The sequence below is a fragment of the Streptococcus infantis genome (assembly GCF_047463635.1).
GTDB classification, from domain to species: Bacteria; Bacillota; Bacilli; order Lactobacillales; family Streptococcaceae; genus Streptococcus; species Streptococcus infantis_W.
Genome location: NZ_JASHDL010000002.1, coordinates 82,997 through 109,199, shown reverse-complemented (window position 1 = coordinate 109,199; position 26,203 = coordinate 82,997). Strand labels below are relative to the sequence as shown.

26 protein-coding genes and 1 pseudogene are annotated in these 26,203 nt (G+C 39.4%); 2 read left to right on the top strand and 25 right to left on the bottom strand.

The window, feature by feature from the left end:
- Positions 1-21 precede the first annotated feature (21 nt).
- From dltB to QM867_RS02180, 16 genes are all read right to left on the bottom strand, one after another.
- Complete coding sequence (gene dltB / locus QM867_RS02255; protein WP_371607926.1) at positions 22-1,176, bottom strand: D-alanyl-lipoteichoic acid biosynthesis protein DltB; 1,155 nt, start codon at positions 1,174-1,176, stop codon at positions 22-24.
- Positions 1,177-1,627: 451 nt separating this feature from the next.
- Complete coding sequence (locus QM867_RS02250) at positions 1,628-2,320, bottom strand: methionine ABC transporter permease (protein ID WP_004250431.1); 693 nt, start codon at positions 2,318-2,320, stop codon at positions 1,628-1,630.
- 1 nt (position 2,321) lies between these two features.
- The gene (locus tag QM867_RS02245) at positions 2,322-3,383 is read right to left on the bottom strand and encodes a methionine ABC transporter ATP-binding protein (RefSeq protein ID WP_371607927.1); all 1,062 of its coding nucleotides are present in this window, start codon (positions 3,381-3,383) and stop codon (positions 2,322-2,324) included.
- Positions 3,376-4,749, bottom strand: coding sequence for a M20 family metallopeptidase (locus tag QM867_RS02240; protein WP_371607928.1), 1,374 nt, complete (start codon positions 4,747-4,749; stop codon positions 3,376-3,378). The genes QM867_RS02245 and QM867_RS02240 overlap by 8 nt, the downstream gene beginning before the upstream one ends.
- 122 nt (positions 4,750-4,871) lie before the next feature.
- Positions 4,872-5,726 carry a MetQ/NlpA family ABC transporter substrate-binding protein gene (locus tag QM867_RS02235; protein WP_414315066.1) on the bottom strand — a complete coding sequence of 285 codons (855 nt, stop codon included), beginning with the start codon at positions 5,724-5,726 and terminating at the stop codon, positions 4,872-4,874.
- A gap of 153 nt (positions 5,727-5,879) precedes the next feature.
- Complete coding sequence (locus QM867_RS02230; RefSeq protein WP_045762539.1) at positions 5,880-6,722, bottom strand: amino acid ABC transporter substrate-binding protein; 843 nt, start codon at positions 6,720-6,722, stop codon at positions 5,880-5,882.
- 102 nt (positions 6,723-6,824) lie between these two features.
- Positions 6,825-7,148 carry an AzlD domain-containing protein gene (locus tag QM867_RS02225; protein ID WP_045762538.1) on the bottom strand — a complete coding sequence of 108 codons (324 nt, stop codon included), beginning with the start codon at positions 7,146-7,148 and terminating at the stop codon, positions 6,825-6,827.
- Positions 7,138-7,833, bottom strand: coding sequence for an AzlC family ABC transporter permease (locus tag QM867_RS02220; RefSeq protein WP_153224596.1), 696 nt, complete (start codon positions 7,831-7,833; stop codon positions 7,138-7,140). The genes QM867_RS02225 and QM867_RS02220 overlap by 11 nt, the downstream gene beginning before the upstream one ends.
- A gap of 158 nt (positions 7,834-7,991) precedes the next feature.
- On the bottom strand, positions 7,992-9,218 hold the full coding sequence (locus QM867_RS02215) for an MFS transporter (protein ID WP_414315065.1): 1,227 nt from the start codon (positions 9,216-9,218) through the stop codon (positions 7,992-7,994).
- Between the two features lie 71 nt (positions 9,219-9,289).
- Positions 9,290-9,955, bottom strand: coding sequence for a CPBP family intramembrane glutamic endopeptidase (locus QM867_RS02210; RefSeq protein ID WP_061088509.1), 666 nt, complete (start codon positions 9,953-9,955; stop codon positions 9,290-9,292).
- Positions 9,956-10,021: 66 nt separating this feature from the next.
- Positions 10,022-10,210, bottom strand: a complete 189-nt coding sequence (locus QM867_RS02205; RefSeq protein ID WP_049495454.1) for a peptide pheromone VP1 — start codon at positions 10,208-10,210, stop codon at positions 10,022-10,024.
- A 286-nt stretch (positions 10,211-10,496) separates the two neighbouring features.
- A complete protein-coding gene (locus tag QM867_RS02200; RefSeq protein ID WP_023945164.1) occupies positions 10,497-11,360 on the bottom strand; it encodes an XRE/MutR family transcriptional regulator in 864 nt (287 codons plus the stop codon).
- Positions 11,361-11,463: 103 nt separating this feature from the next.
- Positions 11,464-12,474, bottom strand: a complete 1,011-nt coding sequence (gene tsaD, locus QM867_RS02195; protein WP_153196079.1) for a tRNA (adenosine(37)-N6)-threonylcarbamoyltransferase complex transferase subunit TsaD — start codon at positions 12,472-12,474, stop codon at positions 11,464-11,466.
- A complete protein-coding gene (rimI, locus tag QM867_RS02190) occupies positions 12,464-12,901 on the bottom strand; it encodes a ribosomal protein S18-alanine N-acetyltransferase (RefSeq protein ID WP_414315064.1) in 438 nt (145 codons plus the stop codon). The genes tsaD and rimI overlap by 11 nt, the downstream gene beginning before the upstream one ends.
- Complete coding sequence (tsaB, locus tag QM867_RS02185; RefSeq protein WP_414315063.1) at positions 12,898-13,581, bottom strand: tRNA (adenosine(37)-N6)-threonylcarbamoyltransferase complex dimerization subunit type 1 TsaB; 684 nt, start codon at positions 13,579-13,581, stop codon at positions 12,898-12,900. Before tsaB ends, rimI begins: the two co-directional genes overlap by 4 nt.
- Before the next feature lie 110 nt (positions 13,582-13,691).
- Positions 13,692-13,898 carry a hypothetical protein gene (locus QM867_RS02180; RefSeq protein WP_414315062.1) on the bottom strand — a complete coding sequence of 69 codons (207 nt, stop codon included), beginning with the start codon at positions 13,896-13,898 and terminating at the stop codon, positions 13,692-13,694.
- Positions 13,899-14,297: 399 nt separating this feature from the next.
- On the opposite strand from QM867_RS02180, the gene QM867_RS02175 reads away from it, so the two are divergent.
- Together QM867_RS02175 and rnjA are read left to right on the top strand one after the other, a co-directional pair.
- Positions 14,298-14,531 carry a DNA-dependent RNA polymerase subunit epsilon gene (locus tag QM867_RS02175; RefSeq protein ID WP_000639582.1) on the top strand — a complete coding sequence of 78 codons (234 nt, stop codon included), beginning with the start codon at positions 14,298-14,300 and terminating at the stop codon, positions 14,529-14,531.
- 1 nt (position 14,532) lies between these two features.
- A complete protein-coding gene (rnjA, locus tag QM867_RS02170; protein WP_045762525.1) occupies positions 14,533-16,212 on the top strand; it encodes a ribonuclease J1 in 1,680 nt (559 codons plus the stop codon).
- A 105-nt stretch (positions 16,213-16,317) separates the two neighbouring features.
- Here the strand turns inward: rnjA and QM867_RS02165 are convergent.
- From QM867_RS02165 to QM867_RS02125, 9 genes and pseudogenes are all read right to left on the bottom strand, one after another.
- Positions 16,318-17,195 (bottom strand): annotated as a pseudogene (locus QM867_RS02165) (glycosyltransferase family 2 protein).
- 214 nt (positions 17,196-17,409) lie between these two features.
- Positions 17,410-18,630, bottom strand: a complete 1,221-nt coding sequence (locus QM867_RS02160; protein WP_414315061.1) for a hypothetical protein — start codon at positions 18,628-18,630, stop codon at positions 17,410-17,412.
- Between the two features lie 7 nt (positions 18,631-18,637).
- A complete protein-coding gene (locus QM867_RS02155) occupies positions 18,638-20,125 on the bottom strand; it encodes a glycosyltransferase (protein WP_414315060.1) in 1,488 nt (495 codons plus the stop codon).
- 98 nt (positions 20,126-20,223) lie between these two features.
- Positions 20,224-21,432, bottom strand: coding sequence for a glycosyltransferase family 8 protein (locus QM867_RS02150; protein ID WP_414315059.1), 1,209 nt, complete (start codon positions 21,430-21,432; stop codon positions 20,224-20,226).
- A gap of 104 nt (positions 21,433-21,536) precedes the next feature.
- The gene (locus QM867_RS02145; protein ID WP_371607937.1) at positions 21,537-21,716 is read right to left on the bottom strand and encodes a glycosyltransferase; all 180 of its coding nucleotides are present in this window, start codon (positions 21,714-21,716) and stop codon (positions 21,537-21,539) included.
- A 604-nt stretch (positions 21,717-22,320) separates the two neighbouring features.
- Positions 22,321-23,358, bottom strand: coding sequence for an aldose epimerase family protein (locus tag QM867_RS02140; protein ID WP_075232296.1), 1,038 nt, complete (start codon positions 23,356-23,358; stop codon positions 22,321-22,323).
- Between the two features lie 146 nt (positions 23,359-23,504).
- Positions 23,505-24,500, bottom strand: a complete 996-nt coding sequence (gene lacD / locus QM867_RS02135; protein WP_248034502.1) for a tagatose-bisphosphate aldolase — start codon at positions 24,498-24,500, stop codon at positions 23,505-23,507.
- Between the two features lie 10 nt (positions 24,501-24,510).
- Positions 24,511-25,677, bottom strand: coding sequence for an SIS domain-containing protein (locus QM867_RS02130; protein WP_075232295.1), 1,167 nt, complete (start codon positions 25,675-25,677; stop codon positions 24,511-24,513).
- Between the two features lie 118 nt (positions 25,678-25,795).
- Entirely contained in the window at positions 25,796-26,200 is a 405-nt protein-coding gene (locus tag QM867_RS02125; RefSeq protein ID WP_414270626.1) for a PTS sugar transporter subunit IIA, read from the bottom strand.
- Between the last annotated feature and the right edge of the window lie 3 nt (positions 26,201-26,203).

Sequence of the window (26,203 nt, the reverse complement as noted above, 5' to 3'; positions counted from 1 at the left end):
AGCAGATTCCTTTAAATTTCTTTATCTACTTAAAATTATCCTGATAATCTTATAAGGTTCTCCTGAAAAGATAAAGAAACCAACCATAACTAAATTCATGGTCACAAACCAACTCATTAGTTTGTACCAAGTTTTATTCTTATGTTTCTTATAAAAAGTGCTTTTCTTTTGATAAATTTCAAATCCAGACATCAGAACGCCATGGTAAAATCCATAAGCGATATAGCTGACACTAATTCCATGCCAAAATCCCATGACTAGCATATTGACCATATAGGCATAGGCTGCATTGTGCAATCTATTCTTAAACCATTTTTTTCTGATAACCTGCATCAAAACTCTTGAAAATACAAAATCTCTCAACCAAGTTGACAAGGTGATGTGCCATCTAGTCCAGAAATCCTTGATATCAATACTCAAGAAAGGCTTATTGAAATTCATCGGTGTCTGAATGCCCAAAATATTACTGCTCCCAACAGCCATCAAACTATAACCCGCAAAGTCAAAGAACAGATAGAGTGTATACAAATACATATATTTGATTGAGTAGACAACTGTACCAGTATTGCTTAGAGCAAGCAGCATCTGGTAAATATAGGTTGATAGAACCACCTTGTAGAGAAGGCCTAGAACAATGCGATAAATACCATCACCTGCTAACTCTAGGTAGTCTTTTCTAGGCATGACTTCATTGATCTCTTTTAGAAATCTTCTGCTACGATCGATTGGTCCCGAACTAACTGTAGGGAAAAAGAGTAGAAACTGAAGATAATCTTTTACACTGATTTTTTCTTTGATTAAACCATCCGATATTTCCAGCATGATTTGGATAGTTTTAAAGGACATATAAGAAATCCCAATAAAAGCCAACAAATGTAGCTGGGTTAAGGCAAAGACTTTATTGACTACTAAAGGTAAAATGGATAACATAACCAGTGGCTTCAACCGTTTTGAATCCATTCTTTGTGCTATGAAAACCAGAAAATACTGGTAAATGATGAATGCCAGTAAATAAACAACCATGGCTTTACTCTTACCATAGATGGCTCCTGCAAATAAAATTGACAGACTTAAAATATAATAATCCTTACGCTTGCCAAAGTAGTTTAAAACAAAGCCAATCAGTAAAACTACAAACAATAGAAGGAAAAACTCATTCCCCTCAAAATAATTCATACTAGCCGAACTCCTTTATCATTTCATAATTCTCTACAGATAGATCACTACCTTAGTCATATCGAAATATGCTTTCTCATTATACCATACTTCCAAAAGTTTATTCCACTTGAATAACAAATATAGTTTATAAAAAGAGCCACACGGCTCTTCAAAAGTAGTCAACCCCTATCCATAATTAAAAATTGCCCCTATAGAGGTTGGTTACCATATAGTGAAAACTCTTAGAATTGCTGTTCTATGCTCTTTTTATACTCAATGAAAATCAAAGAGCAAACTAGGAAACTAGCCGCAGGCTGTACTTGAGTACGGCAAGGCGACGTTGACGTGGTTTGAAATTGATTTTCGAAGAGTATTAAGAGTTTTTTATTTTCTCTAATAATAGAAAAAGATTGAAGAAAATTGTCCAAAATTGACTTTTTCTTCAATCTGAGAGCCAGCTGGCTCTTTTTTATTTATGGCTTAATTTCTTGGTCAAAAAGTCTCCCAAGAACTGAATTGTAAAGATAATCAGGATAATGATGAGTGTCGCAAGGACTGTTACATCATGATTGAAACGGTTAAATCCATAGGCGATAGCTACGTTACCGATACCACCTGCTCCGACCGCTCCCGCCATAGCTGTTTCACCAACTAGTGAGATCAAGGTCACAGTTGTCACACGGATCAAGTCTGGTAGACCTTCCGATAGGTAAACACCTACGATGTCCCAGAAAGTAGCTCCGCTAGCTTGAGCTGCCTCGATGACACCGCCATCTAGCTCTGCCAATACCACCTGTACCTGACGAGCAAAGAAGGCAAAGACTGCAAAAGATAGGGGTACAATAGCCGCATTTGGTCCGATACTTGTCCCTACGATTAGATGAGAGAAGGGTGACAATACAGCCAAGAGAATGATAAATGGCACCGCACGGAAGATAGAGGTAATCTTGTCTAAAATCCAGAAAACAACTTTATTTTCCAAGACACCACCTGGAGCTGTCAAGACAAGGAAAAGCCCTGCAACCAGCCCTAGGAAACCTCCGATGATGAAGGAAAGAACCGTCATATAAAGGGTCAAGTAGATTGCTGTTCCCCAGCCAGCTTGACCAGACCAACCCATCTTATAGACGTTTGGTAAGTATGCTTTAATCAATTCTGCCATCTTACTGTCCTCCCTTCAATACTTTTAGTTGCACACCAGCCTGACGGATAGCATCTTGAGCACTTGCCAAGGCTTCTTTTTCTCCTGACAAGACAACCACAAGTTCACCCACAGGAGTACCATCCAAAATTTCAATGTTTCCATAGAGAATATTGGCTGTTACTTGGTAATGTTTGTACAATTCATTCAAAAGTGGCTCATCTGTAGAAGCTCCTGCGTACTTGAGTTGCACCAAGAGGCTATTCTCAGATAGGTGTTCCACGATTTCTTGTTTCTCAATCTTGACCATAGCTTCATCGATACCTGTCGCAGTCGAGATAAAGTCCTGAGTCAATGGTTGCTTAGGATCAGAGAAGATTTCAAGAACGGTACCTTCTTCAATCAATCGACCATCCTGCATAACAGCAACACGGTTAGCAATATCTTTGACAATCTGCATCTCGTGTGTAATCAGGACAATGGTCAAACCTAGTTTACGGTTCAATTCTTGCAAGAGTGACAAGATCTGTTTCGTTGTCTTTGGATCAAGAGCTGAAGTTGACTCGTCTGAAATCAAGATTTTTGGATCATTGGCCAAGGCACGCGCAATAGCCACACGTTGTTTTTGACCACCAGATAATTGTGAAGGATAGTTTTCGGCACGATCTGCAAGACCAACTAAGTCCAACAACTTAGCTACTTTAGCCTTCTTTTCTTCCTTGCTGAGGCCAGAGTGTTTGAGGGCAAAGGCTACGTTTTCCTCTGCTGTTTTCTGGCTCATCAGGTTAAAGTGTTGGAAAATCATCCCTATATCTTGACGTTTATGACGTAATTGCTCCGCAGTTAAGGTAACCTTGCCATCAAAAATTACATCATTGTCTACAGTAATTCGACCTGCAGATGGTTTTTGCAAGAGGTTAATCACACGAACTAGGGTTGATTTCCCTGCTCCAGAATATCCAACGATTCCGTAGATATCCCCTTCTTGGATGTGAATTGTCACATCCTTGACCGCTGTGATGGTTCTTTTCTTTTGGTGAAAAGTCACGTCGATCTGATCTAACTTGATAATATCTCTACTCATAGCTTCTAATCAGCTCCTCTACTAATTCAATATGGGTGTAATAATCTGCGATTCGCACATTTTCATCTCCACCATGGTCTCGGCTATTAGCATTTCCTAGACCAAAGGCAACCATAGGTACTTCTAAGGCATCAAAGACCGTATGCATAGGTCCTGTCCCTGCAGTTGTTGGCAAGACAGATACGCCCTGTGGATAGAATTTCTTGGCCAACTCAATAACATTGAGAATAGATGGTGCACTCATATCGCTTCGATAACTCATCTCACCCAAGGTATAGTATAATTCTACCTTATCAAAGCCGTTTTTGTCTAGTTGTTTCCGGATTTTATCCAAAACATCATGCGGGTCCAAGCCAGGAACCAAACGAACTTCTAGCTTGGCACTAGCCTCTGCTGGTAGAATCGTTTTAACTCCTTGCCCCTGATAACCAGACTGAATCCCTTCGATATTGAGTGCTGGTTCAAAGAAGAACCGTTTGAGAAAGGCTGTACGTTCCTCTTGTAAAAGTGGCAATTCCAAGCCATAAATCTGGCTGACTTCCTCTGGATTGCGTTGGGCATAGGTTTCAACCAAGGCTAACTCTCGTTCATTCGGCTCTTGTACTTCTTCGTACAGACCTTCAACCAAGATACGGCCATCTGCAGCTCGCAAACTGGTCAAGGCTTGAATGAGATACCATGGAGCTGACTCCACAATACCTCCATAGCTAGAGTGGATATCCACATCGGCACTCTTGACCTTGGCATCAAAAGTCACAATTCCCTTGTTTCCACCAGAGATTTCTAGCTGTTCCAAGGCATTTTTGGTTCCTTGTTCCCAGACCAATAAATCTGCACCACGAAGCTTGTTCGCATGTTTTTCTAGATATTTGTCCAAGTCCATAGAGGCAGATTCTTCTGCACCTTCCATGATGAAACTGATATTGACTGGTAGATCATCATGATGCTGCATGTATTTTCTAAGAGCACTCAAGCGGGCGGTGATATGTCCCTTGTCATCATCAACCCCACGTCCATACATGATGCCATCACGGACAGAAAGCGTAAATGGATCCTCTGTCCAGACTTGGTCGCCATCCGCAGGTACTGTGTCATAGTGGTTGTAGAAAATGATAGTCTTGGCATTTGGGCGTGAACTTTTAAAATGCGCCATGACAAAGGGTGCCGTATAACTCTCATCAATCTCGACCTCTGCACCTACACGCTTGAAGATTTCGCCTAGATAACGAGCCACCTCTTTAAGGCCGACTTGTTGGGCAAAGACTGATTTTTTAGAAATCAAGGTCCGCAACACTTCAAAGTAATGTTGCGCTACATGATCCTTTTCAAACTTTTCAATTTGTTCTTCTTGGCTAGGGAAAACCATTTTCTCTCTACCTTTCTACTAGGACTTGTACCTTTGGAATCAATACAAGTGGATGTTCCTTTTCTTTAGTCTCTATATAAAAGCAAGAGGTGGAAAAAATCTCTCCCACCTCCCTGTGTTTATTACCAAACTGGTTGATCCAAGCCGTCTGAAGTTTCTTCGATGACTTTTTTCACTTCATCAGTATGGTAAGCTGCGATAATTTTCTTGATTGCATCAGCTTTAGGTGATGATTCCCAATCTTTTTTCGCAACGATGATGTTGTACCATTGTTTTGAGTTTTCGTCAGCTTGCTCTTTAAAGAGTGCTTTCTTGTAGTCCAATTTTGCTTCTGTAACAAAAGTGTTGTTGACAACAGCCGCATCAACGGATGATAATGAACGAGCTGTTTGACTTGCGTCTAATTCAGTGATTTTCAAGTTCTTTGGATTTTCTGTGATGTTTGCGATTGTCGCAAGCGCAGTTCCTGAAACGTCCAATTTGATCAAACCAGCTGATTGAAGAAGGTAAAGAGCACGACTTTCGTTAGTAGCATCGTTAGGTACAGCGATTTCTCCGTTTGCTGGGATTTCTTCCACTTTAGTGTACTTGTTTTCTTCTCCGTTTTTACCTGAGTAAAGGCGGATTGGTGAGATATAAGTATCTGCAATCGCTACAAGGTCTTTCCCGTTTTCTTTGTTCCAGTTGTTCAAGAAGTTGTAGTGTTGGAAAGCGTTCAAGTCTACTTCACCATCAGCAGTTGCTTTGTTTGGTTGTGAGTAGTCTGTAAACTCTGTGAATTCCAATTTAATTCCGTCTTTTTCAACCAATTCTTGGACTTTGTCCCAGCGTGCTTCTTCTGAACCGCTACGGTTAACAGTCGCGATTTTAACTGTAGTTGTGTTGTCTGCTTTCTTGTCTGAATTTCCGCAAGCTGCAAGTGCAAGGCCTGCTACTGTAGCGATAGCTGCTACGCCTAACCATTTTTTAATTTTCATGATTCGTTCTCCTTTAAAAATAATACTGTAATAGTATCTCACACTTTATTTGATTTCGCAAATTGTTATTAGATAGGCAGACATATAGTTTTAAACTATATGTCTAAAAGTTACAAAATCATCCACCTACGAGAGAATGGATGATTTACAAACTTATTTGATGTCAGCTTCTGCTGGGAGGTAAGAACCACCAAAGAACTGTTGAGATAATTTTTCAAGAGTTCCGTCTTTGTAGAGTTCTTGGATGCGTTTGTCAACAAATGATTTCAATTCATCTTGACCTTTTGCAAGAAGTGGGTAAACGTAAGGTTGTTGGTCACTTGGAAGTTCGATGACTTTCAAGTTATCCAAACCTTGGTTTTTGATAACTGTTTCTACACCGATTTTATCAAAAATCTTGTAGTCAAATTGTCCATCGCTCAAACGTCCCATGATTTGTTGGAAGTCAGCTTTTGTATAGTTAAGGACAGTTGGGTTATCTGCGTGTTGTTTGTTGTATTCTTCCAATTGTTTAGCTGATGTTGTTCCTTGAACGACTTCAGTAGATTTTCCACCGATATCATCAAGTGATTTGATGCTGTTATCATCTTTCTTAACTACGAGAACATTAGGGTTTTTAGCAGTTGGTGCTGCGTAAAGATATTTTTCTGCACGTTCTTTAGTGTAGCTGATGTTGTTAACCGCCATTTGGTAACGATCTGCGTCAAGGCCTGCAAAGATACCTGACCATTCTGTCTTTTCAAACTTGACATCATACTTGTCAGAGTCTTTAAAGATAGCGCGAACAACCTCAATCTCAAAACCAGTCAACTCACCGTTTTCTTCATAGTTAAATGGTTTTGGTGACGCGTTAGTTGCTACAACGATTTCTTTTTTACCAGATGTTGCTTCACCAGATGCAGCATCTTTCTTTTCACCACCTGAGCAAGCTGCCAATACACCTGCGGCTACAAGCCCTAGGGCAGCAAGTGATGAATATTTAACGATTTTTTTCATGATATTTCCTCCAAAATAGAATACAATCTTATCTTAACAGAAAAAAAGGAATTACGCTATTATATGATTTCTATATTTGTGATAGGTTTTCTTTATGGCTGATTAAAAGACCAAACGTAGGACTGCTATCAAGACCACCCCAAAGAGAACAGTCCCTACCAGATTGCGGTAACGAAAGGCTACAAAAGCCGTTGGAAAGACTGCTAAAAAGTCTAACCACTTTATCTGCGGAAGACTTCCAACTTTTCCTGTCACCACGCTTGAAAGAATCAAGGCAAAGATAATAGAAACTGGTAGAAATTTCAAAAAGCGCTCTACGATAGGCGGCAAACCCTTGTACTTGGCTAGGATAAAAGGAATCATTCTTGGAATCCAAGTCACCAAGCCAGAAAAGACAATTGCTAATAAAATATACTTACTGACCATCCAAGACCACCCCCATGGTACAACCTAGCAAGGTCGCAAACAGAACAGCTAATGACTGAGACACCACCGTCAAGAGCAAAAAGAAAGATACAGCTACAACTGCTAAAATTATGAAGAGATTGCGCAAAGGAATCCGTTTTTGCATAATCTGAAACTGGGAAGTAAAAATCCCAATAAACATCCCCACTAGGGCAAAATCTAAGCCAAAAATTTCTGGATTTGGTAGAAGTCCACCTAGAGCAGTTCCGACAACAGTTCCAACAAACCAAGCTACATAGCTGTTAAGGTTGTTCCCGTGCATCCACATAGGATTGACCTTATCCGTATGCACCAACTCGCCCATCAAAACGCCATAGGTCTCATCGGTCAAGAGGCTGGACATGCCGATATTGTGCCAAAGACTAGTATGACGAAAATAGGTCGATGCATGCAAACTGAGCAAGAAGAGACGCAGATTAATCAAAAAGACCGTCATGGCAATAGCAGCTACTGGAGCTTGAACTGCTATCAAGGCTATCATAGCAAACTGGGCACTCCCAGCATAAACAAAGAGACTCATCAGCCCCATTTCTACTGGTGTCACATAGGGCGAACCGATAATCCCACAGGCAAGGCCGATGCTAACATAGCCCAGAGCCGTCGGCACCGCAGCCTGCACACCTTCCCAAAATCCTTTTTCTTTCATAGATTTCCTCACTAATCATTCCTTCAGCAACTGCTTTCCAAACAGTCACAGCAAACATCATTATAACATATTCGTGAAATAGAAAAAAGTCTGCTGACTGACAAGAACAGAAAAAGACTGGGAGGCCAGTCTCAAACATATATTATACAAATTCTCCGTTAAATACTTTCACGAATATTCGAGAGCATGACAAAGGCAACTAGAAGGAATAGCAATAAAACAAGGCTAACTGCCAGAGTTCCAAAGCTAGTAGCAATGGTTACCAAAGCTATTGTAAATAAGCTAGGTAAAACAACCGTAATGGCGCCGATAGAGGATTGAACTGCTCCCATTGACTCCTCAGGTATTTGTTTAAAAACGAGTTCCTGTAGTCGAGGAGAGAGAACACCTGCGAAAAAGGCGTCCAAAGCACTAAAGATGAGAATCCAGTCAAAACGAACTGCCACAAAGCCAACTAAAAGGAGTAATTGGATAATAAGCGAGGCATATAGGGCTAGTTTTATGGAGATTGTATTCTTCAGATAGCCACTCACAAGGCTTCCGACAATAAGGGCTGACAATTCAAGGGTGGATAACAAGGCAAGAGATTGACCTGTTTGTAAATTCAAAAAGGGCTGATTCCTCAAAAACAGAGTAGAAACAGGAACTGTAACATTTATCACTGCTTGACTAATAGAGATAATAAACAAAACCAAGAGCACCTTATTCATATTCCATATCAATTTTGATGATTGGAGCAGATGCTGGCAAAAGGATTTTACAGAGAGTCCTTCTTGATAGCTAATCGTTTTTTCTACTTTCAAGAGGTCTGTTTTTATGAAAAGAATACCTAAAAATGCGATTAAAAAGGTCAGAGCATTCAGTAAGGAAATAGACTGGATAGATAGAATACCTAGTAAGACTCCTCCTAGAATATTACTGATTGTTTTCACTAAACTAACAGTTGACTGTTTAAATCCAATAGCTTCTGCCAGATGGTCTTGCCCAATAATTCTAATGAAAATCGGAGTGAGCATGGCGCCTGAAAAATAACTCAATGTGTCAGATAAGAGGTTAATCAGACAAATAAATGCTACTAATAACAAGGAAAAGGACTGCCCTGAAAGTGATAAAGAAACGATAGAGTAAAGCAAAAATTTTGCAAAACTAATCATTGTATATTTTAGGACACGATGATGTTGAAAATCCGCCAAAACTCCCAGAAAGATTTGCAGAACTTGAGGAAGGGTTTCTGAAATCGTGATCAGTAAAATCGCCAAAGGGGCAAAAGATGCATCTGCCACATAATTCAAAAAGGCCAGATAAAAAATCGTATCCCCAACCGTTGAAATCCACTGGTTGATAGTTAATTGCCTAAAATCTCTATTTTGAAGAAATACTTTCATCACAACTCCTTTTTAAGTTCAAATGGGAATCTTTCCCCAAGGATAGACCGCGATACTACTAACAACCAAAATTACAGTAACATCAAAAGCTGACCAATACCATTGTAGACTATATGCAGTCCAATAGGCCAATAAATTGACTTTGTCATTCTAAATAAGACTGCAAATATAAGACCTCCACCCATATAGAAGACAAAGTCTGTCAATACCCAACCATGATTACTAATATGCAATATTCCAAACAAAGCAGCAGAACCAAGTACATCTAGCCCCCATTTCTTTCCTTTTTCCAGAGCAGTCATCACTAATCCACGATAAATCATGTCTTCAAAAATGGGACCTGCAATCACAGGATAAAAAAAATACATCAAAAATGCCGTAGCTCCTGTAAAAGTAGGAGCAGCATGTTGATAAGAAATTTCATTTCGAGTAGGTGGGAAAAGAAAAAAGGTGACAAAATTCCAAGCAACAAAAGCAAGCAGAGCTAGGAAGGAATAGAAAAGATAGGATCTTTTAAACTTTCTATTGTTGATTTTCTGCCATTTCCCCGACCAAATCATAACAATAAGAGCAAATAAAACCACAAGAAAATTCAACATCATATCCGACAGATAATAGGTAAAGTCAGATAGACCAAGAGCAAAGTCGCTAGATAAAACCAGACCACTGAACTTCTGGTCAGCAATAACTAGTAGAGCAGCTATAATAAAGTAGTAGCGTGAGATTATCTTTTTCATCCTATTTTCTCCTATATTACGAAATAAAGAAAGCCCTAACCCAAACAAAGGCAAGGGCTTTAAATATCAATGACGACGATTAACAGTGGAAGAATCATGGTTAAAATATTTCTTCCAGAAATTAGTGATTGACCAAGGTGCTCCTAAACCTACTCCAATTCCACCGCCTGGGTTAACCACAGTGTTGCCTCCTCTAACATCTTGCAACTCAGCTTCTGTCAATTCCATTGTTTCTGCAAATTGTAAATTTAACATTTTTTACACTCCTTCAATTATTTTCATTTGTAAACCACTTCTGCGACCTAGGATTTGCTTCAAGTGCTTTACAAAAACACTATAACACGAAAATTAGCTTATTGTAGAAAATCGCATATTTGATATTTTTTCTTATAGAAATTTCAGATTTGCGATTTTGGTAGATTTGATTATTTCACTGGTATAATAAAGTTATTACTAATGAGGAGTGGAGGAACTATGAAAAAACAAATTTTAACATTATTGACAATCGTTGCTGAGATTATTATCATTTTCCCGTTTCTAACTAATCGATAAGTTCTTTGTATTGCTGAAAACGCAATTCGAAGAGGGCTATCAATTGTGGATTTTCTAATACTTGCAGAGATTGGATAAAGTGTTCAATCTCTTTTTGATTGTTTCCTTTGGTTTGAAGGAAAATACTCATTTTCTTTAAAAATTGCCACAATACTTTTTCAAAAACATCGTATGGACGAAGCATACTCTCCAGCTCAGCTTCAAAGATTGGGATGTAAGAGAAAAGTTTGCGCTCCATGAGCTCTGATATAATATTCAGAAAGCCACTTTTCATATATAGTCTATTATGTACCAACTCTTTAAATTCCTTAGATTTCTCAAGTAAAGTGGTTGATAAAAATATCAAATCTTGATTGCTCAAGAAAGGCATGGTATTACAGAATATATAGAGTTCAAACCAGGTCCAAGACTCAATAGCGTAGAGGTAGGTAGTTAAAAACTCGCTATCCTCCTCTGCTAGCGGATAGCTTTTATCTAAGGAATGGATAGCATCTTTAATCACAATGGCATTCAAACGACGATAGGTCTCTGCCATCTGTTCTCGCTCGACTTCCTCCAACAGTTGCTCTAAGCCAGCGATATCTTGGTGGGCAAAGCGATCCACAACCTTTCTGCCAAATCGCATATGTGGAGATTCTTGATAATTGTTGAGCTTATGACCAAACTCATCGAAGGTCACATTGATTCCTTGGATGGCTAAGATCAGTTTGTCCGCAGATAGCATAGACTGTCCTAGTTCAAACTTGGACAACTGAGAAGCTGTTAGACCCTCACAGGCCACATCTGACTGCTTGAGTTTTCTCGCCAAGCGCAATTCCTTGTAAAATTCTCCCAATTCCATTCTCTCAATCATCTGACCACCTCCTATTTTTTATATAGTATATCATTATTTTTATGGTTTTGTCAAAATATTCTGACATTTAAGAGAGCAAAAAAGCCAGCCTTAAGCTGACTCCTTATTCCATAGTATCAAAGGCGAGACTTGGTTTGGCATTGAGGTCCAAGTTTGCAAAGTTTTCTTTGTTCCACTCGCTGACGCTGGCATAAGCAATCATACCTGCATTGTCTCCGCAGAGGCGCAGAGGTGGAATGATGACATTGACATCTGTGATTTCAGTTGCTAGGCGTTCTCTGAGACCTTTATTGGCTGCCACACCTCCTGCCACAACTAGGGTTTTAACAGGATATTTCTCCAAAGCCTTCTTAGTTTTTGCCATAAGAATATCCAGTACAGCTGCTTGGAAGGAAGCACACAAATCCTCTGTGGACAAGCTTTCTCCCTTTTGCTCGGCATTGTGATGAAGATTGATAAAGGCCGATTTCAAACCTGAGAATGAAAACTCCAGATTATCTTCCTTAATCATGGCACGAGGAAAATCATAAATATCCTGCCCTTGATGAGCTAGCTCATCAATCTCACGACCTGCAGGATAGGTCAAACCCATGACACGGCCGACCTTATCATAAGCCTCACCAACCGCGTCATCTCGCGTTTCCCCAACAATCTTGTAGTCACCAGCCTCAGAAACATAAACCAACTCTGTGTGTCCACCGCTGACCAAGAGGGCTAGCAAGGGAAACTCCAAAGGCTCCACGCTCTGAGCTGCCATGAGGTGACCAGCCATGTGGTTAACAGGGATAAGTGGAAGTCCATGTGCCCAAGCAAAGGCCTTAGCAGCTGATAAGCCAACTAGCAAGGCTCCGACCAAGCCCGGTCCATAAGTAACCGCAACAGCTGTCACGTCCTCTTCGGTAATCCCTGCTTCTGCCAACGCCTCCTCGATACAGGCTGTAATGACCTCGACATGGTGACGACTGGCTACTTCTGGCACTACGCCCCCAAAACGTTTGTGACTCTCAATTTGACTAGCAATAACATTGGACAAGAGCTGGTCGTTGTTTTTCAAGACGGCAACACTAGTCTCATCACAGGATGTCTCAAATGCTAAAATATATCTATCCTTCATCTATTTCTCTCTTCATGATAATGGCGTTCTCAACTGGATCATGGTAATAGGCCTTTCTCTCAGCGATGATAGCCATCTTTTCTTTCTTGTAAAATGCTTGCGCTCGGTGGTTGGACTTTCTAACTTCGAGGAAAATCTCCTTATCTGTCGGCAATTGAGCAAACAAGGCTGACGCAATTCCCTGACCCTGATAGTCTCCTTTAACAGCGATTTGCAAGACTTCTGCTTCAAAGAGATTCTCCTGAACGGCTAAAAAACCAATCACTTCTGCCCCATCATAAGCTAGAGCATACCAGGTCTGGTCTTGAGACAGGTCTGCTTGGATTTGTTCCAGCGTCCAAGGACTGACTGGGTAAACAGCTGCCATCACATCGTAGATGGCTTGAGCCAAGTCAGGCTGCTGTTGGATTCGTTTAATTTCTATCATAGGCGTTTAATGTAAGACTCGCCAGACTCGGTATGGTTCTTGAGCCAGTTTTCCTCAGCCTCGACTCGTTTGAGGTAATTCGGCACAAAGTCGTGCAAGGAGTCTGCTTCCTTGTCCCAGGCCCAAAGAGCAAGATTAACTGCATTTGGCAGGGTTTCTTGGTAATTAGCCTGTGGCAGTTGTTCTTGGATTTGATCCACAAAGGCTCCAACTTCACCGACAAAGGTTACCTGGTCAGCATCCTTGACTTGTTCTAGGACTTGCTCAAAGGACAAATGCGCTTCTGGAAAGACAGGCTGGGCATTTTCATAAAATCCTGCATAAACATTATTGCGACGCGCATCCATCAAAGGAACCACCAAACCTTCCTGCTGGCTCGGTACCAGAGCTAAAAGGCTAGACATCCCCACTAACTCAATGTTCAGGGTATGAGCCAAGGTCTTGGCAGTTGCTACCGCGATTCGCAGACCTGTATAGCTACCAGGTCCTTCTGCCACAACGATTCGATCCAAATCCTTGGGTGTCCAATCTAGGCTGGCCATCAAAAAATCAATGGCTGGCATAAGGGTAATACTGTGATTTTTTTTGATATTGATTGTCGTCTCTGCAAGAAGCTGCTTGTCCTCTAAAATAGCAAGAGAAAGAGCCTTGCTAGACGTATCAAAAGCTAATACTTTCATAACACATTCCTATCTTTTTGTCTGTTTACTATTATACTACAAAAGCCCTCGCATGGGAATTTTCTTTGTTTTGAAACAAAATTGTCCTGCCAAACAGACAGGACAAGTACTTAAGCATTCAAACCAAAGTAAAATACAAGCCAGACCACATAGGTCACAAGAAGGAGGAAAATAGAATACAGTGTTACAAAGAGAATTTTCCAGTGTAAAGCTGTTTTTCTATGTTCCAGCCGAACAAATACTAAATTGCCACCGTAAACACAGGCAACAAAAACAGCAAATACCAAGAGACGAATCACGATAGCTAGTTGAAACATAGAGAGCCTCCTTTCTTCAATCCTAAAGGTAAATATTTCAAAATTATCATCTAACGAAAAGGAGCCCAAGCAGTTGTAGCAGTATGTAGAATTTCCATCCAAATAGGTGAAACACAAAATCAAGCATAGCTAGTCCTCCTTAATCAAGAAAAACCTCTTTTCTAACTTTATTATAGCACTTGCATCTGATGTCTTCAAATACTTATACAAGGTAAAATGAAACGCATTTCAAGCTCCTTACTTTCATGTTTCCTGCTTTTACTAATTCCCCTTTTTATGTTATAATTGAGATAATTGTAACGAATCAAGGTCAATCGAGACAAAAAATGAACTGGAATCAAACCAGCTTCAAACTGAGCATTTTTGAATATAGCTGACCTGAAAGCAGAAAGGAAACATATGATTTACAAAGTTTTTTATCAAGAAACAAAAGAACGCAGCCCACGTCGTGAAACAACACGCTCACTATACTTAGACATCGATGCTAATTCAGAACTTGAAGGACGTATCGCCGCTCGCCAGCTTGTCGAAGAAAATCGTCCAGAATATAATATCGAGTATATCGAACTCTTGTCTGACAAATTGCTAGACTACGAAAAAGAAACTGGCGCATTCGAAATTACGGAGTTCTAATATGGCCTACACTCTTAAACCAGAAGAAGTCGGCGTTTTTGCCATTGGTGGTCTAGGAGAAATCGGAAAAAACACATATGGTATCGAATATCAAGACGAAATCATCATCGTTGATGCAGGGATTAAATTCCCTGAGGATGACCTACTTGGTATCGACTACGTTATCCCTGATTACTCTTACATTGTAGAAAATATCGACCGCGTCAAGGCTCTCTTGATTACCCACGGACACGAGGACCATATCGGAGGGATTCCTTTCTTGCTCAAGCAAGCAAACATCCCTATCTATGCTGGTCCACTGGCCCTTGCCTTAATCCGTGGAAAACTCGAAGAGCATGGACTTTTGCGCAATGCTACACTTCACGAAATCAACCACAACACGGAGTTGACCTTTAAAAACCTTAAAGCAACTTTCTTTAGAACAACCCACTCGATTCCAGAGCCATTGGGAATCGTCATCCATACACCTCAAGGAAAAATCGTCTGTACAGGAGACTTCAAGTTTGACTTTACACCAGTTGGGGAACCTGCAGACTTGCACCGTATGGCAGCCCTAGGTGAAGACGGAGTGCTTTGCTTACTCTCTGACTCGACCAATGCTGAAGTTCCAACCTTTACAAACTCTGAAAAGGTTGTCGGCCAGTCAATCATGAAGATCATCCAAGGTATCGAGGGACGTATCATCTTTGCATCCTTTGCCTCAAATATCTTCCGTCTCCAGCAAGCAACGGAAGCTGCTGTTAAAACAGGGCGTAAGATCGCAGTATTTGGGCGCTCTATGGAAAAGGCCATTGTCAACGGGATTGAACTTGGTTACATCAAGGCACCTAAGGGAACCTTCATCGAGCCAAATGAAATTAAAGACTACCCTGCAGGTGAGATTCTTATCCTCTGTACAGGTAGTCAGGGCGAACCCATGGCAGCCCTCTCTCGTATCGCTAACGGGACTCACCGTCAAGTGCAACTCCAACCTGGTGATACTGTTATCTTCTCATCTAGCCCAATTCCAGGAAACACCACTAGCGTCAACAAATTAATTAACATCATTTCTGAAGCTGGTGTTGAAGTTATCCATGGTAAGATTAACAACATCCATACTTCTGGACACGGTGGTCAACAAGAGCAAAAACTCATGCTCCGCCTCATCAAACCAAAATACTTCATGCCTGTTCATGGTGAATACCGCATGCAAAAAGTCCACGCTGGACTTGCCGTAGATACTGGAGTTGAGAAGGACAATATCTTTATCATGAGCAATGGTGATGTGCTTGCCCTTACTGCAAATTCTGCTCGTATCGCTGGTCATTTTAATGCTCAAGATATCTACGTCGATGGAAATCGTATCGGTGAAATCGGTGCAGCTGTGCTTAAAGATCGTCGCGATCTATCTGAAGACGGTGTCGTTCTAGCTGTCGCAACCGTTGACTTCAAGTCTCAGATGATTCTATCTGGACCAGATATTCTCAGCCGTGGATTTGTCTACATGAGAGAGTCTGGCGACTTGATTCGCCAAAGCCAACGTATCCTTTTCAATGCAATTCGCATCGCTTTGAAAAACAAGGATGCCAGCGTCCAATCTGTCAATGGCGCTATCGTAAACGCCATTCGACCATTCCTTTACGAAAATACTGAACGTGAACCAATCATCATTCCGATGATTCTCACACCAGATGAAGAATAAGAAAAAATTCTCTGAAATCGAATGACTTCAGAGAATTTTTTTATTTTACAATAAGTTGTACTAATTATTTTTCTTTAATCAACTAGTCTATAAATCCTATCGCTCTCACCGACGCTTGGTCTCAATAGCTTTTTTCACCAAAATCTGTTGATAAGCTTCCATATCTCCGCGTTTCAATGATTCTTCTTCATGAATGGATAATCGCCATTTATAAGCCTGAATTTCCTTATCCAACAACTCCTGAGGTGCCCCAATCAGATTCAAAATAGTCAGACGCTCTTCAATACTCTTTAAAGGATAAACATCTGCAAGATTAACTGTTCTAGTCACACTTGTGGAGCGTTTTCTATGAATATAAATGGCTTTATTCATATAGGCAATCTTATCTGCTTGAAGATAAACCTTATAGGTCGTATAATCGTCTTCTACCTTCTGATACGTTGGATAGACAATATCCTTGAAAAGCTCCGCTTTATAGAGTTTTGCCCACGGAACAGTAAAACATTGACTAAGATTATATTTTCCGTCATATTGATGATGGAACCAATCAAAAGGGCTATACACTTGTTCAAAATAGTTGTCTGCACCTACATGGATTAAAAAACTCCCCTGATCTTCAATAAACTGAGTGAAATTACCAATTGCAATATCTGCATCCGTTTTTTCCAATAAATCATAAAGGCTTTGGATATGGTCTAACTCTAGCCAATCATCATTATCAACAAAGACAATGTAATCACCTGTCACAGCTTCCAAGGCACGATTACGACTGGAAGCAACTCCTCCATCTGGCTTATGGAAAACTTTAACACGCGCATCTTGATTCTTATATCGTTGACAAATAGCTGCTGAACCATCCGTTGAGCCATCATTGATTAAAATAACTTCAAGATTTTGATAAGTTTGTTGAAGAATGCTATCTAAACATTTTCAAGATAGGTCTCTGACATATAAACAGGAACGATAACACTTATTTTTTCAATTTTTAGTCTAAGTGCTTCAAATATCGCTGGATTGATACAATCATATTCTCTTAGCCACAAACTCTTGATTATATTTCTCCATACTAAGTTGATGATTGAAACACAAATTGTCAGCAAGTGAAATACTAAGCTAAACGCTATATAGTTATTGTTATCTTTATCTAGGAAGATCTATTCTAAAGCTTTCACGATACTTCCCTTATTTATCCATCATTTAAAAAAGTAACTTCAACTCTTCCCTGGTCACTAAGTACGGATTCATCTTTTGTTTATCATAAGCAGATTGATATTTTTCTGGATTTACAAGTTGAGATAATTCGTCAATCATCTCTGCTACACCATCCCTTGGAAACACATGGTCAGTAACATAAAACTCTGGTTGGTGACACGTGTCCTTAAAAGCATAAAGGATCATGCCATTTTCAAGAGCTGTACGGCTACCATCAAGTATTTCCTGCGCATGAGAAATATCCAGATAAATGCTACACGTTTGTAAAAGTTTCTCATATATCTCTCTAGACAGGCCTGGGTAGAGATGAACATTTGCATGACAATCCAAATCTAATAAACGCCCTCCCATTACTGTTAGCGCAGCAATATGAAATTCAAAATTCGGTAGGGCAGATACAAGCACTTCAATTTGTTCTAGTTCTTGCGTATCTGTCAAAATCAAAATATGCGGACGAAACTCCCTAAAGGCGCCAAGAAACGTCGGCAGATAAATCAGGGGAGGATTCATATTATCTGTCTTAAATTTCAAATCTCGGGTCAGTAGTTTCCCACAACGCTCTTTTAGATACGAAATATCTTCCGTGGAAAACTCTTCTCTCATATAAAATACTAACTGATTAGATGAGAGGTTAGGCATTTCCCTAAGCAAGTTTATATCTGATAACACTATGCAATCACCTGTAGATAATTGTTTATCTAAAACCAGTTTTCTTGCTTCATCAATTGAAGAAAGCCCCTCTTCCCGACCATTTGCTTCTCGATAAAGTGCACGATCATGAGATGAAAAAAGATAGAGTTGCTCTTGATTTTCCTGACCATAAATGTCTATCTCTTTTTTTCCACCACTCCAAATTTCTCTATGAAAACAAGTTCCCGATAAATCGTAATGATCTTTTGCACAACAAACACCTTTGTTATCGTACCATTCGACTACCTCCACTATTTGTGGCCACTGAGGAGAGCAGTAAATCTTCCCTTTTTTATTTCCTTCTGCTACGATATCTCCTGAAGAAAGAACCTCCCAAAATCGAGGTAAGGGAAGTTGAGTCATGTGTAAGGGACTTGAATTTTCATGATTAGAAAAAAAACTAGTAAAAATATTTTTAATCGTTAATGGTTTCAGATCCTTCCCCATAAGTTCTAAATCTTTTTTTAGGCGATCGTCATCTGAAGACCATTCCCTCGTCAGATAATAATACATCATTTCTTTTTTATTCCCATTCTCTAGTCAAAAATTCATACCATTGTTTTGTTATGCAGTCTGATAAATATTCTTCAGCCAAGCGGTAAGAGCCTTCCCTGAACTTTTTGATTTGTTTGAAGGCTTTCTCTAAAGCTTTTGTTAAATCAACCACAATTTCCTCATCCGAACGAGCATCAAAAGGAACTAAATAACCATTTTTACCCTCTTGAATAAAGGTCTGATTTCCATAAGGTACATCTAAACCAACAAGAGCTTGTCCAGAACCAATTGCTTCTAACAAAGTTATACCAAAAGTTTCCCATTCCGAGGTAGCCAAATAAAGTTCATACTCTTTGAAACGGTTTGAAATTGTCTGATGCCCCTTAAGATGGATATAATTTTGTGCTCCTAGATTGGCAATCTCTGCTTCAATATCCTGCCATAGCATCCCTTGCCCATAGATATCTAAGTTGACGTCTGGAAAAATTTCATGAAAAGCAACGATGGCTTTGATTGCTAAGTCTAACCGTTTTCGGCGTTCAAACCGCACGGCAATCATCACAGAATAAGGTTTTCGTTCATCAGCTAATTGCAACTGTTCTAGGGCAGCTACTGGAAGAACGCGAACTTGACCAGTTTTCCCTAGTAATGCTAAATGTTTTTCCAATTCATCCTTCTGTGATTGCGTTGATACTAAAATATCATCAAATTCCTCGGCATATTGAAAAAGGTGATAGTATTCAGAATTGATCTGATCTCCCCAATAATGAATAGAGTGCACAACACAGGATAATCTTGCTTCTCCTTTTAAACGTAAAATAGGTGATGTGAAGGGAACATTCTCTAGACGATCAATAAATACATGATCCTCTTTACTAAACTGCAACTCTGATAAGGCTCGCTCTAAAAATTCAGACTCACTATAGAACCACTCCGATCCACACCGATAAACTGCTTCAGTATCCTCACCTGGTTCTTTCTTAATCTCTTCAAAGGCTATGGAACCATCTCTATTATGAAACAGTCGGCGAACAACTCTAGCTTCTAGACCAAATCCAGCATCCACTGCTGTAAAAAATTCTGTGAACAGCTTTTTCTTACCATAATGTTCTCTACGAAGTAAACGACCAAATACATAATAATCTACATAATCCACATAATCCGGTTTTAGACTGTTTTTATGTAGAATGGTAGTCACACCATCTTGTTCTTGAAAAATCAATTCACAATTATTTTCCTTATATTCAGCAGTCAGGTGTAAGAGCTGCTTCATATCATCTATACGGATCCCCAAGCTCATATCACGCTGATCTGTCAACAACATATGTGCTAATAGGATTTCTTCCTCAAGATGACCCAAAGAAAGGTAATAGTCCCATTTAAAGCGAGGAGGGACCTGTGTAAAAACAAAACTGGCAGGAAGGTCCAAGTCGCGAAAAACCTTCCCACGATATGCTTGAGCAACATCTACACCATTTGGTTCTAAACCCACCATAAGATTAAAAGTGTAAAGCATTCTTTAACTCCAAACTAAACTCTAATCACAAGCATCAAATCATAGACTCCATAAAAGAAGTGAACTAGCGAATGATTAGATTATCTACTAAAACTTTCTCATTTATCTAACGAATTGAGGTAAGCTTTAATCGCCACTACCATCGCTTCAGGAGTTTGTGAAGAAAAAATCTGACTTTCTCCTATTTGGTCCTTACTGGTATTATCAAAAGCAAAGATCGGTTTCCCTAATTTATGAATCTCCTGAGTGATATTCATAATTTCGTTAAAATGATTGATATCCAAATAAAAATCGATTTTGCTAAGAACATTTTCAAAATTATAAGGATTGAACTGTGGATAAATGGACACATTTAAATATCGTTGTAAATCGACCACTTGGGAGGCAAAAGTTGTATGAGCCAAAATATGAAAATGAGCCTCAGGTAGTGCTTTTATCAAAAACTCCAAGTGCTCCATCTCGCAAGCATTTGTAAAGATTGCAGTATGATATTTTTCTTTTTCTGTAAGCTCATCTAAACCATGTTTGATAATCTCTTTCCGTAAGATAATATCTGACCAATCTAAAGCATAGAAGAACCACCACTTATCTCCCAAGCGATTATTATATACAGCTGACCATGGTTTTTCGTCTGTATAATGAATAACAGAAACCTCTGATTCATATTGATTCGCTTTTACATACCATTCATCTTTTTGAAAACGTGTCGCAATAGTATCCATTCCAACCATAAAATTGTAATTGACGTCTAGCTCTTTCCATTGCCCTACAAAAAATCGGTTTAAAATTCCTTGATCACCAAACTCAACTTCATGGTACTGATCTGCTAATTCAAACAATTTTGTTGAAATCGCATGCTCTCTCCAATGGGCATTATTTATCAATAAAACGCCTGAATTAAAATTTGTTTGCTGCAATTCATCTCTAACTGCTGCGACTGGGCCATCACCTAGATCTATTGCAAAAAGGGGTGTTAAATCTCCATTGACAATAATATCCGAATCAAGATATAAAACCTTATCTTCCTTCAGTATGTCTGGAATAAAAAAGCGAAAATAAGCTGCGTATGATAAATGCGCCGTTGGTAAACGATATTTTCGGAGATGATTATTAGAAATCTTTACATTTACAATTTCTGAATGAATAGCTTTCAATCGCTGATTCATAATACGAAACCATTCCGAAGGTAGATCGTCATTAAAAACATAAAATTTTATATTATCGTTATAAGCACAAACAGACTTGATAGTAGTTTCCACCTTATCCATATATCCATTATCTGCTCCAAGTACGATTGCTTTCTTCATTTTTCAATCCCTTTTATCTAACGTTTATTATCTTCTCTATTGACTAATAAAATCTGTCGAATTTCATCTACCATTTTTGAAGTTCTTCATGGGCGATTACTTTATCAAAGAGTTCTGCTTGATGGGCTACAATATCTAAGGGCAGCACAGTTTTTCCCTAGATCTTGATAGGTTTGATTGAGAATACTATCTAGACATTGTCGTAAGTAGTTTTCAACGTTGTAAACTGATACAATTATACTAATTTTTCTGTCATTTTTATATTTCTCTTTATACTTTTCCAAAGTTAGGAAAAACGGTTCTTCAGTAGGATTCCCAATTCACTACTAGCTTTCTATAGTTTGCGGAAAAATTCTCTGATGAAAGCTGAAATATCTTTACTCATGATTTTATCCAGCCTCTCAGTAGTCAACTCCTCTGACCGGTTCCACCAATATCCTTGATTTGACCATCGGGTAACAGTTGAAAAAAGCGCTGATGTTGCTTATTTTTATGTGAAAAGATACAGAATTTTCCAGATACTGATACCATTGCTAATCTTCCCCTTATAACTTTGACCAAGAACACGAATCTTCTATAGAGAGTTTTTTTCCCAAAAATCTTTATAAAAATCTAGTATTTTTTAGTCAAAATCCTAGATTTATTCCATTTTAATTATACCTTATTTTTAGCAAAAGAGCTATCATATAAATATATCTATTAGATATTATTGACACATTCAACTATCAATATAAGTCAATCATCTTTATTCAGTAAGAATATTTGATATATAGAATTATCTTCTAAACTTGAGATTATTTCCTTATTTTTCAAGAATCAAAAAACCTAGATTCTAACAGCTAGTAAATAACTAACGGTTAAAGTATAGGTTTACTCAGAAAACAATCATTATTTCACAACAAGCTCATAACGAGTTTTGCTGGTGAATGTTTCACCTGCTTTGAGGATGACTTGGTCTTTAAGGTCGCTATGAATAGCATCTGGTAAAGCTTGCGCTTCAAGAGCAATCCCATTGTGCTGAATCATTGACTGACCAGCGATGATGACACTCTCATCCACAAAGTTTGCTGTGTAGACCACAAAGCAAGGAGCCTCTGTCTTGAAGAGCAGGAAGCGACCTGAACCTTGGTCATAGAGGAAACCAGCATTGTCATGTCCTGCAGGAAGAGCAAATGGATGGTCCAAACCAGATACGAGTTTGATTTGTTCATCTTCGTCTGCAAAAATATCCTTAAGCAAAGCTCCATTGTAGATATGCTTGACCACATCACGATTAGCATCCGGTGTTTTAGCTGGCACGCCGTCTGGAGCGATTGGATAGATGCCTTCAGTGTTCAATTGGAAGACATGGCGGTCAACAGTCTGAGTGAAATCGCCTGACAGGTTAAAATAGCTATGGTTGGTTGGATTGACCAAGGTATCCTGGTCTGTCGTCACCTTGTAGCTAACTTCGTAGGCACCACTTTCTTCCAAGTTGTAGCTAATCCAGATCTTAAGATTTCCAGGGAAACCTCCAGTCCCATCTGTTCTTTCTGTGTAAAGAGTCAAACCATGGTCACTCACTTCGACTAGCTCAAACAAGTTAGAATCCCAACCAGTTGAGCCACTGTGGTTACAGTTGCTAGCATTGTTGACTTCAAGATCATAGGTCTTACCATTGAGTTCAAATGTTGCTCCTGCAATACGACCTGCCACTGGACCTACACTTGCTCCATGTTTAGGGCTATTTCCCACATAGCTTTCGAAATCGTCAAAACCTAGGATAACATTGGCAAAATTGCCAGTCTTATCTGGAGTTACATAGCGTAAAATTGTTGCTCCATAAGTCATGATTTCCAGTTGGTATCCTGCCTCCGTTTCAAAACGGTAAGCGAGGACATCCTTGCCATCAACTTTCCCAAATACACGTTCTGTGTATGCTTTCATCCTTCTCTCCTTTTTCTAATTCAATTAAGTAAACAAACCATAGAAAGCGCATTCACGTTCTATGGTTTTATTGTATGATTTACAGACACCTTTGTCAAGAAACCATAGATATTTTATTAACAAAAGTCGTTTCTTCTATTTCTGATCTATGCTTCTACACGTTCAGTCCATGAAGTAGCTGTTGTTTGAAGTACTTTATTGAGTTCATCAATGTTTTCAAATCCAGTTGTACAAAGCCATTCGCGAGCTGCTGCTTCTCCATCTTTGATGTAAGCTTCAACAGATCCAGCCCATGTTGCACGTCCACAAAGAACACCATTGAAGTTTGCGCCTGATTCGTGAGCAAAGACAAGAGTTTCTTGGAAAAGTTTAGCTGATACACCTGCACTCAAGTAGATGTAAGGAAGGTTAGTAGCTTCGTCTTGGGCTTTAAAGAAGGTAGCAGCTTCTTCACGTGTATGAACGATTTCTCCATCACCAAAGCCTTCAACGTATTTCACGTTAACTGGAACTTCTACTTTCAAGACATCGATGTTGAAACGTGGATCTGAGAAGACTTTCATAGCGCCGATAACCTTGTGTGGTTTTACTTTAGCGTATTCTGCAGAACCAGCGTCAGCAATCTTTTCATCGTAAGCAAGAATTTCAAGGAAGAATGGAATATCTTCAGCCACACACTCAGAACCAATGCGTTCGATGTAGGCTTGTTTTTGTTGATTAAGTTCGTCAGAGCTATCTACGTCATAGTAAAGCAAGAACTTAACAGCATCTGCCCCTTGTTCTTTGATACGTTTTGCAGACCAAACATCCAAGCAGTCTGGCAAGCGTTTTGTACTTGTTGTGTCGTATCCAGTTTTCTCATAAGCAAGGAGAAGACCAGCTTTTGGATCAAGAGCTTTTGTAGCTGGAAGTCCATACTCAGGGTCAAGAAGCATAGATGAAGCGTATTTAGTCAATTCATCCGCTACCAATACTTTGAGTTCTTCCATTTGAGTTACTGTTGGCTCTTCTGTTTGGTATTGAGCCATGAGGCGTTTCAAAGCACCACGTTGGTCAAAAGCAAGAGCTGAGATGATCCCATTTTCGTCTGAGAGTTTTTGCAAGCAAGCAAGTTTATTTGGGCTTAATGTTAATTTACTCATAGATTCTTCCTTATTTTTCAAATTCGTGAATAATGACACCTTGAACAACACGGTTCACTGTACCTGTAGGTGATGGTGTATCTGGTCTGTTACCAACTTTAAGTGAAGTCAAGAGAGCAAATAACTGACCATAAACGATGTAAGGGAAGACACGGTAAACATCATTCAGAACCCCACCGCACCCAAGCGCGACTTCCTTAACATTTTCAAGTCCGAAGGCTTGGTCGCTCAAGAGAACAACACATCGAGCAATTTGGTCGCCTGCAACTTCACGAACCAAGTCTAAGTCATATTTACGAGTGTAATCTGTTGTAGTACCAAATACCAAAACGACTGTATCTTCGTTGATAAGAGATTTTGGACCGTGACGGAAGCCAACTGGACTTTCATACATAGTCGCGACTTGACCAGCAGTCAATTCCAAAATTTTAAGCTGGGCTTCGTGAGCAAGTCCGAAGAATGGGCCCGCACCTAGATAAATCACTCGGTTAAAGTCTAGGTCAACCAACTCTTTGACATCTGCCACATTGTCAAGAATTTTGCGAGCTAAACTAGATAGCACGTCGAAACGTTCAGCTTTAACAGCAAAGTCTGTTGGATCAAATACCAAGAGCGCTGTCAACATCATTGAAGTGAAGCTTGAAGTCATAGCAAAGCCAGCATCGTTAGAAGCAGCTGGTTGCAAGAGCAAGAGGTTACGGTCATCACCATGCGCTTGAAGAGCCAATTTCCCTTCAGCCGCACAAGTGATGGTTACTTGATAAAGTTCATCAACCAAGGCCTTAGCCAAGTCAACTGTTGCCACACTCTCAGGCGAATTTCCGCTACGCGCGAATGATACCAAAACAGTCGCCACATCTTTTTTCAAATAAGTTTGTGGGTTTGCTACGATATCAGTTGTCGCAATAGCATTAAAGTTCCATTTACGTTCATCATAAACTTCCTTAAAGTAAGGAACTAGAGTATCACCTACATAAGCAGAAGTTCCAGCACCAGTTAGGATTACTTTGATATAGTCATGCTTATCTGCAATTCCTTGCAAGAAAGCTGCAATTTCATCACGTCGTGCTTGATAAGTTTCAAAAGCTTCTTTCCAAATGTCTGGTTGTTGGTAAATTTCGCGAGTTGTGATTTCTGCCCCCAACTCAAGCAATTCTTCTTTTGTATAATCTAGCATTGAGTTCCTCTAATCTATTATTATATTGTTTTTTATTTAAAATATGGGAATGGGAGTAAGCCCCATTCCCATTTATATTCTATGAAATATGTTCTAACAGTATTTCTGTTATTACACCTTATTCATCTTCATCGTCGTCGAAGCTTGCCAATAAATCATTAACTTTGACAATACTTTCTGAAGCACGATTTTTATAATCTGCATCAGCGCCAGTAAGGCTTGCATTGATAAATTCAATAACCATTGGAAGATTCATTCCTGCGTAAAGTTCAATGTCACGACCTTCCATAATCAGACGGCTCACCACGTTACATGGTGTTCCACCAAGGAGGTCAGCAAAGACTAGGAAATCATCCAAACCTTCAACAGCGGCTTCAAATTTCGCAGTGAAATCTTCTGGTCCATCTTCTGGAAGAAGAGCAACTGCATGAATATTTTCTTGTGGACCCATAATCATTTCTGTGCTACCTTTAAGTTCTTCACAGAAACGTCCATGGCTCACTAAAATCAATGATTTACTCATAAA

Excerpts from the sequence above, each read along its gene's own strand:
- dltB (WP_371607926.1), bottom strand. The coding sequence starts at position 1,176 with ATGAATTATTTTGAGGGGAATGAGTTTTTCCTTCTATTGTTTGTAGTT.
- QM867_RS02250 (WP_004250431.1), bottom strand. The coding sequence starts at position 2,320 with ATGGCAGAATTGATTAAAGCATACTTACCAAACGTCTATAAGATGGGT.
- QM867_RS02245 (WP_371607927.1), bottom strand. The coding sequence starts at position 3,383 with ATGAGTAGAGATATTATCAAGTTAGATCAGATCGACGTGACTTTTCAC.
- QM867_RS02240 (WP_371607928.1), bottom strand. The coding sequence starts at position 4,749 with ATGGTTTTCCCTAGCCAAGAAGAACAAATTGAAAAGTTTGAAAAGGAT.
- QM867_RS02235 (WP_414315066.1), bottom strand. The coding sequence starts at position 5,726 with ATGAAAATTAAAAAATGGTTAGGCGTAGCAGCTATCGCTACAGTAGCA.
- QM867_RS02230 (WP_045762539.1), bottom strand. The coding sequence starts at position 6,722 with ATGAAAAAAATCGTTAAATATTCATCACTTGCTGCCCTAGGGCTTGTA.
- QM867_RS02225 (WP_045762538.1), bottom strand. The coding sequence starts at position 7,148 with ATGGTCAGTAAGTATATTTTATTAGCAATTGTCTTTTCTGGCTTGGTG.
- QM867_RS02220 (WP_153224596.1), bottom strand. The coding sequence starts at position 7,833 with ATGAAAGAAAAAGGATTTTGGGAAGGTGTGCAGGCTGCGGTGCCGACG.
- QM867_RS02215 (WP_414315065.1), bottom strand. The coding sequence starts at position 9,218 with ATGAAAGTATTTCTTCAAAATAGAGATTTTAGGCAATTAACTATCAAC.
- QM867_RS02210 (WP_061088509.1), bottom strand. The coding sequence starts at position 9,955 with ATGAAAAAGATAATCTCACGCTACTACTTTATTATAGCTGCTCTACTA.
- QM867_RS02205 (WP_049495454.1), bottom strand. The coding sequence starts at position 10,210 with ATGTTAAATTTACAATTTGCAGAAACAATGGAATTGACAGAAGCTGAG.
- QM867_RS02200 (WP_023945164.1), bottom strand. The coding sequence starts at position 11,360 with ATGATTGAGAGAATGGAATTGGGAGAATTTTACAAGGAATTGCGCTTG.
- tsaD (WP_153196079.1), bottom strand. The coding sequence starts at position 12,474 with ATGAAGGATAGATATATTTTAGCATTTGAGACATCCTGTGATGAGACT.
- rimI (WP_414315064.1), bottom strand. The coding sequence starts at position 12,901 with ATGATAGAAATTAAACGAATCCAACAGCAGCCTGACTTGGCTCAAGCC.
- tsaB (WP_414315063.1), bottom strand. The coding sequence starts at position 13,581 with ATGAAAGTATTAGCTTTTGATACGTCTAGCAAGGCTCTTTCTCTTGCT.
- QM867_RS02180 (WP_414315062.1), bottom strand. The coding sequence starts at position 13,898 with ATGTTTCAACTAGCTATCGTGATTCGTCTCTTGGTATTTGCTGTTTTT.
- QM867_RS02175 (WP_000639582.1), top strand. The coding sequence starts at position 14,298 with ATGATTTACAAAGTTTTTTATCAAGAAACAAAAGAACGCAGCCCACGT.
- rnjA (WP_045762525.1), top strand. The coding sequence starts at position 14,533 with ATGGCCTACACTCTTAAACCAGAAGAAGTCGGCGTTTTTGCCATTGGT.
- QM867_RS02160 (WP_414315061.1), bottom strand. The coding sequence starts at position 18,630 with ATGATGTATTATTATCTGACGAGGGAATGGTCTTCAGATGACGATCGC.
- QM867_RS02155 (WP_414315060.1), bottom strand. The coding sequence starts at position 20,125 with ATGCTTTACACTTTTAATCTTATGGTGGGTTTAGAACCAAATGGTGTA.
- QM867_RS02150 (WP_414315059.1), bottom strand. The coding sequence starts at position 21,432 with ATGAAGAAAGCAATCGTACTTGGAGCAGATAATGGATATATGGATAAG.
- QM867_RS02140 (WP_075232296.1), bottom strand. The coding sequence starts at position 23,358 with ATGAAAGCATACACAGAACGTGTATTTGGGAAAGTTGATGGCAAGGAT.
- lacD (WP_248034502.1), bottom strand. The coding sequence starts at position 24,500 with ATGAGTAAATTAACATTAAGCCCAAATAAACTTGCTTGCTTGCAAAAA.
- QM867_RS02130 (WP_075232295.1), bottom strand. The coding sequence starts at position 25,677 with ATGCTAGATTATACAAAAGAAGAATTGCTTGAGTTGGGGGCAGAAATC.
- QM867_RS02125 (WP_414270626.1), bottom strand. The coding sequence starts at position 26,200 with ATGAGTAAATCATTGATTTTAGTGAGCCATGGACGTTTCTGTGAAGAA.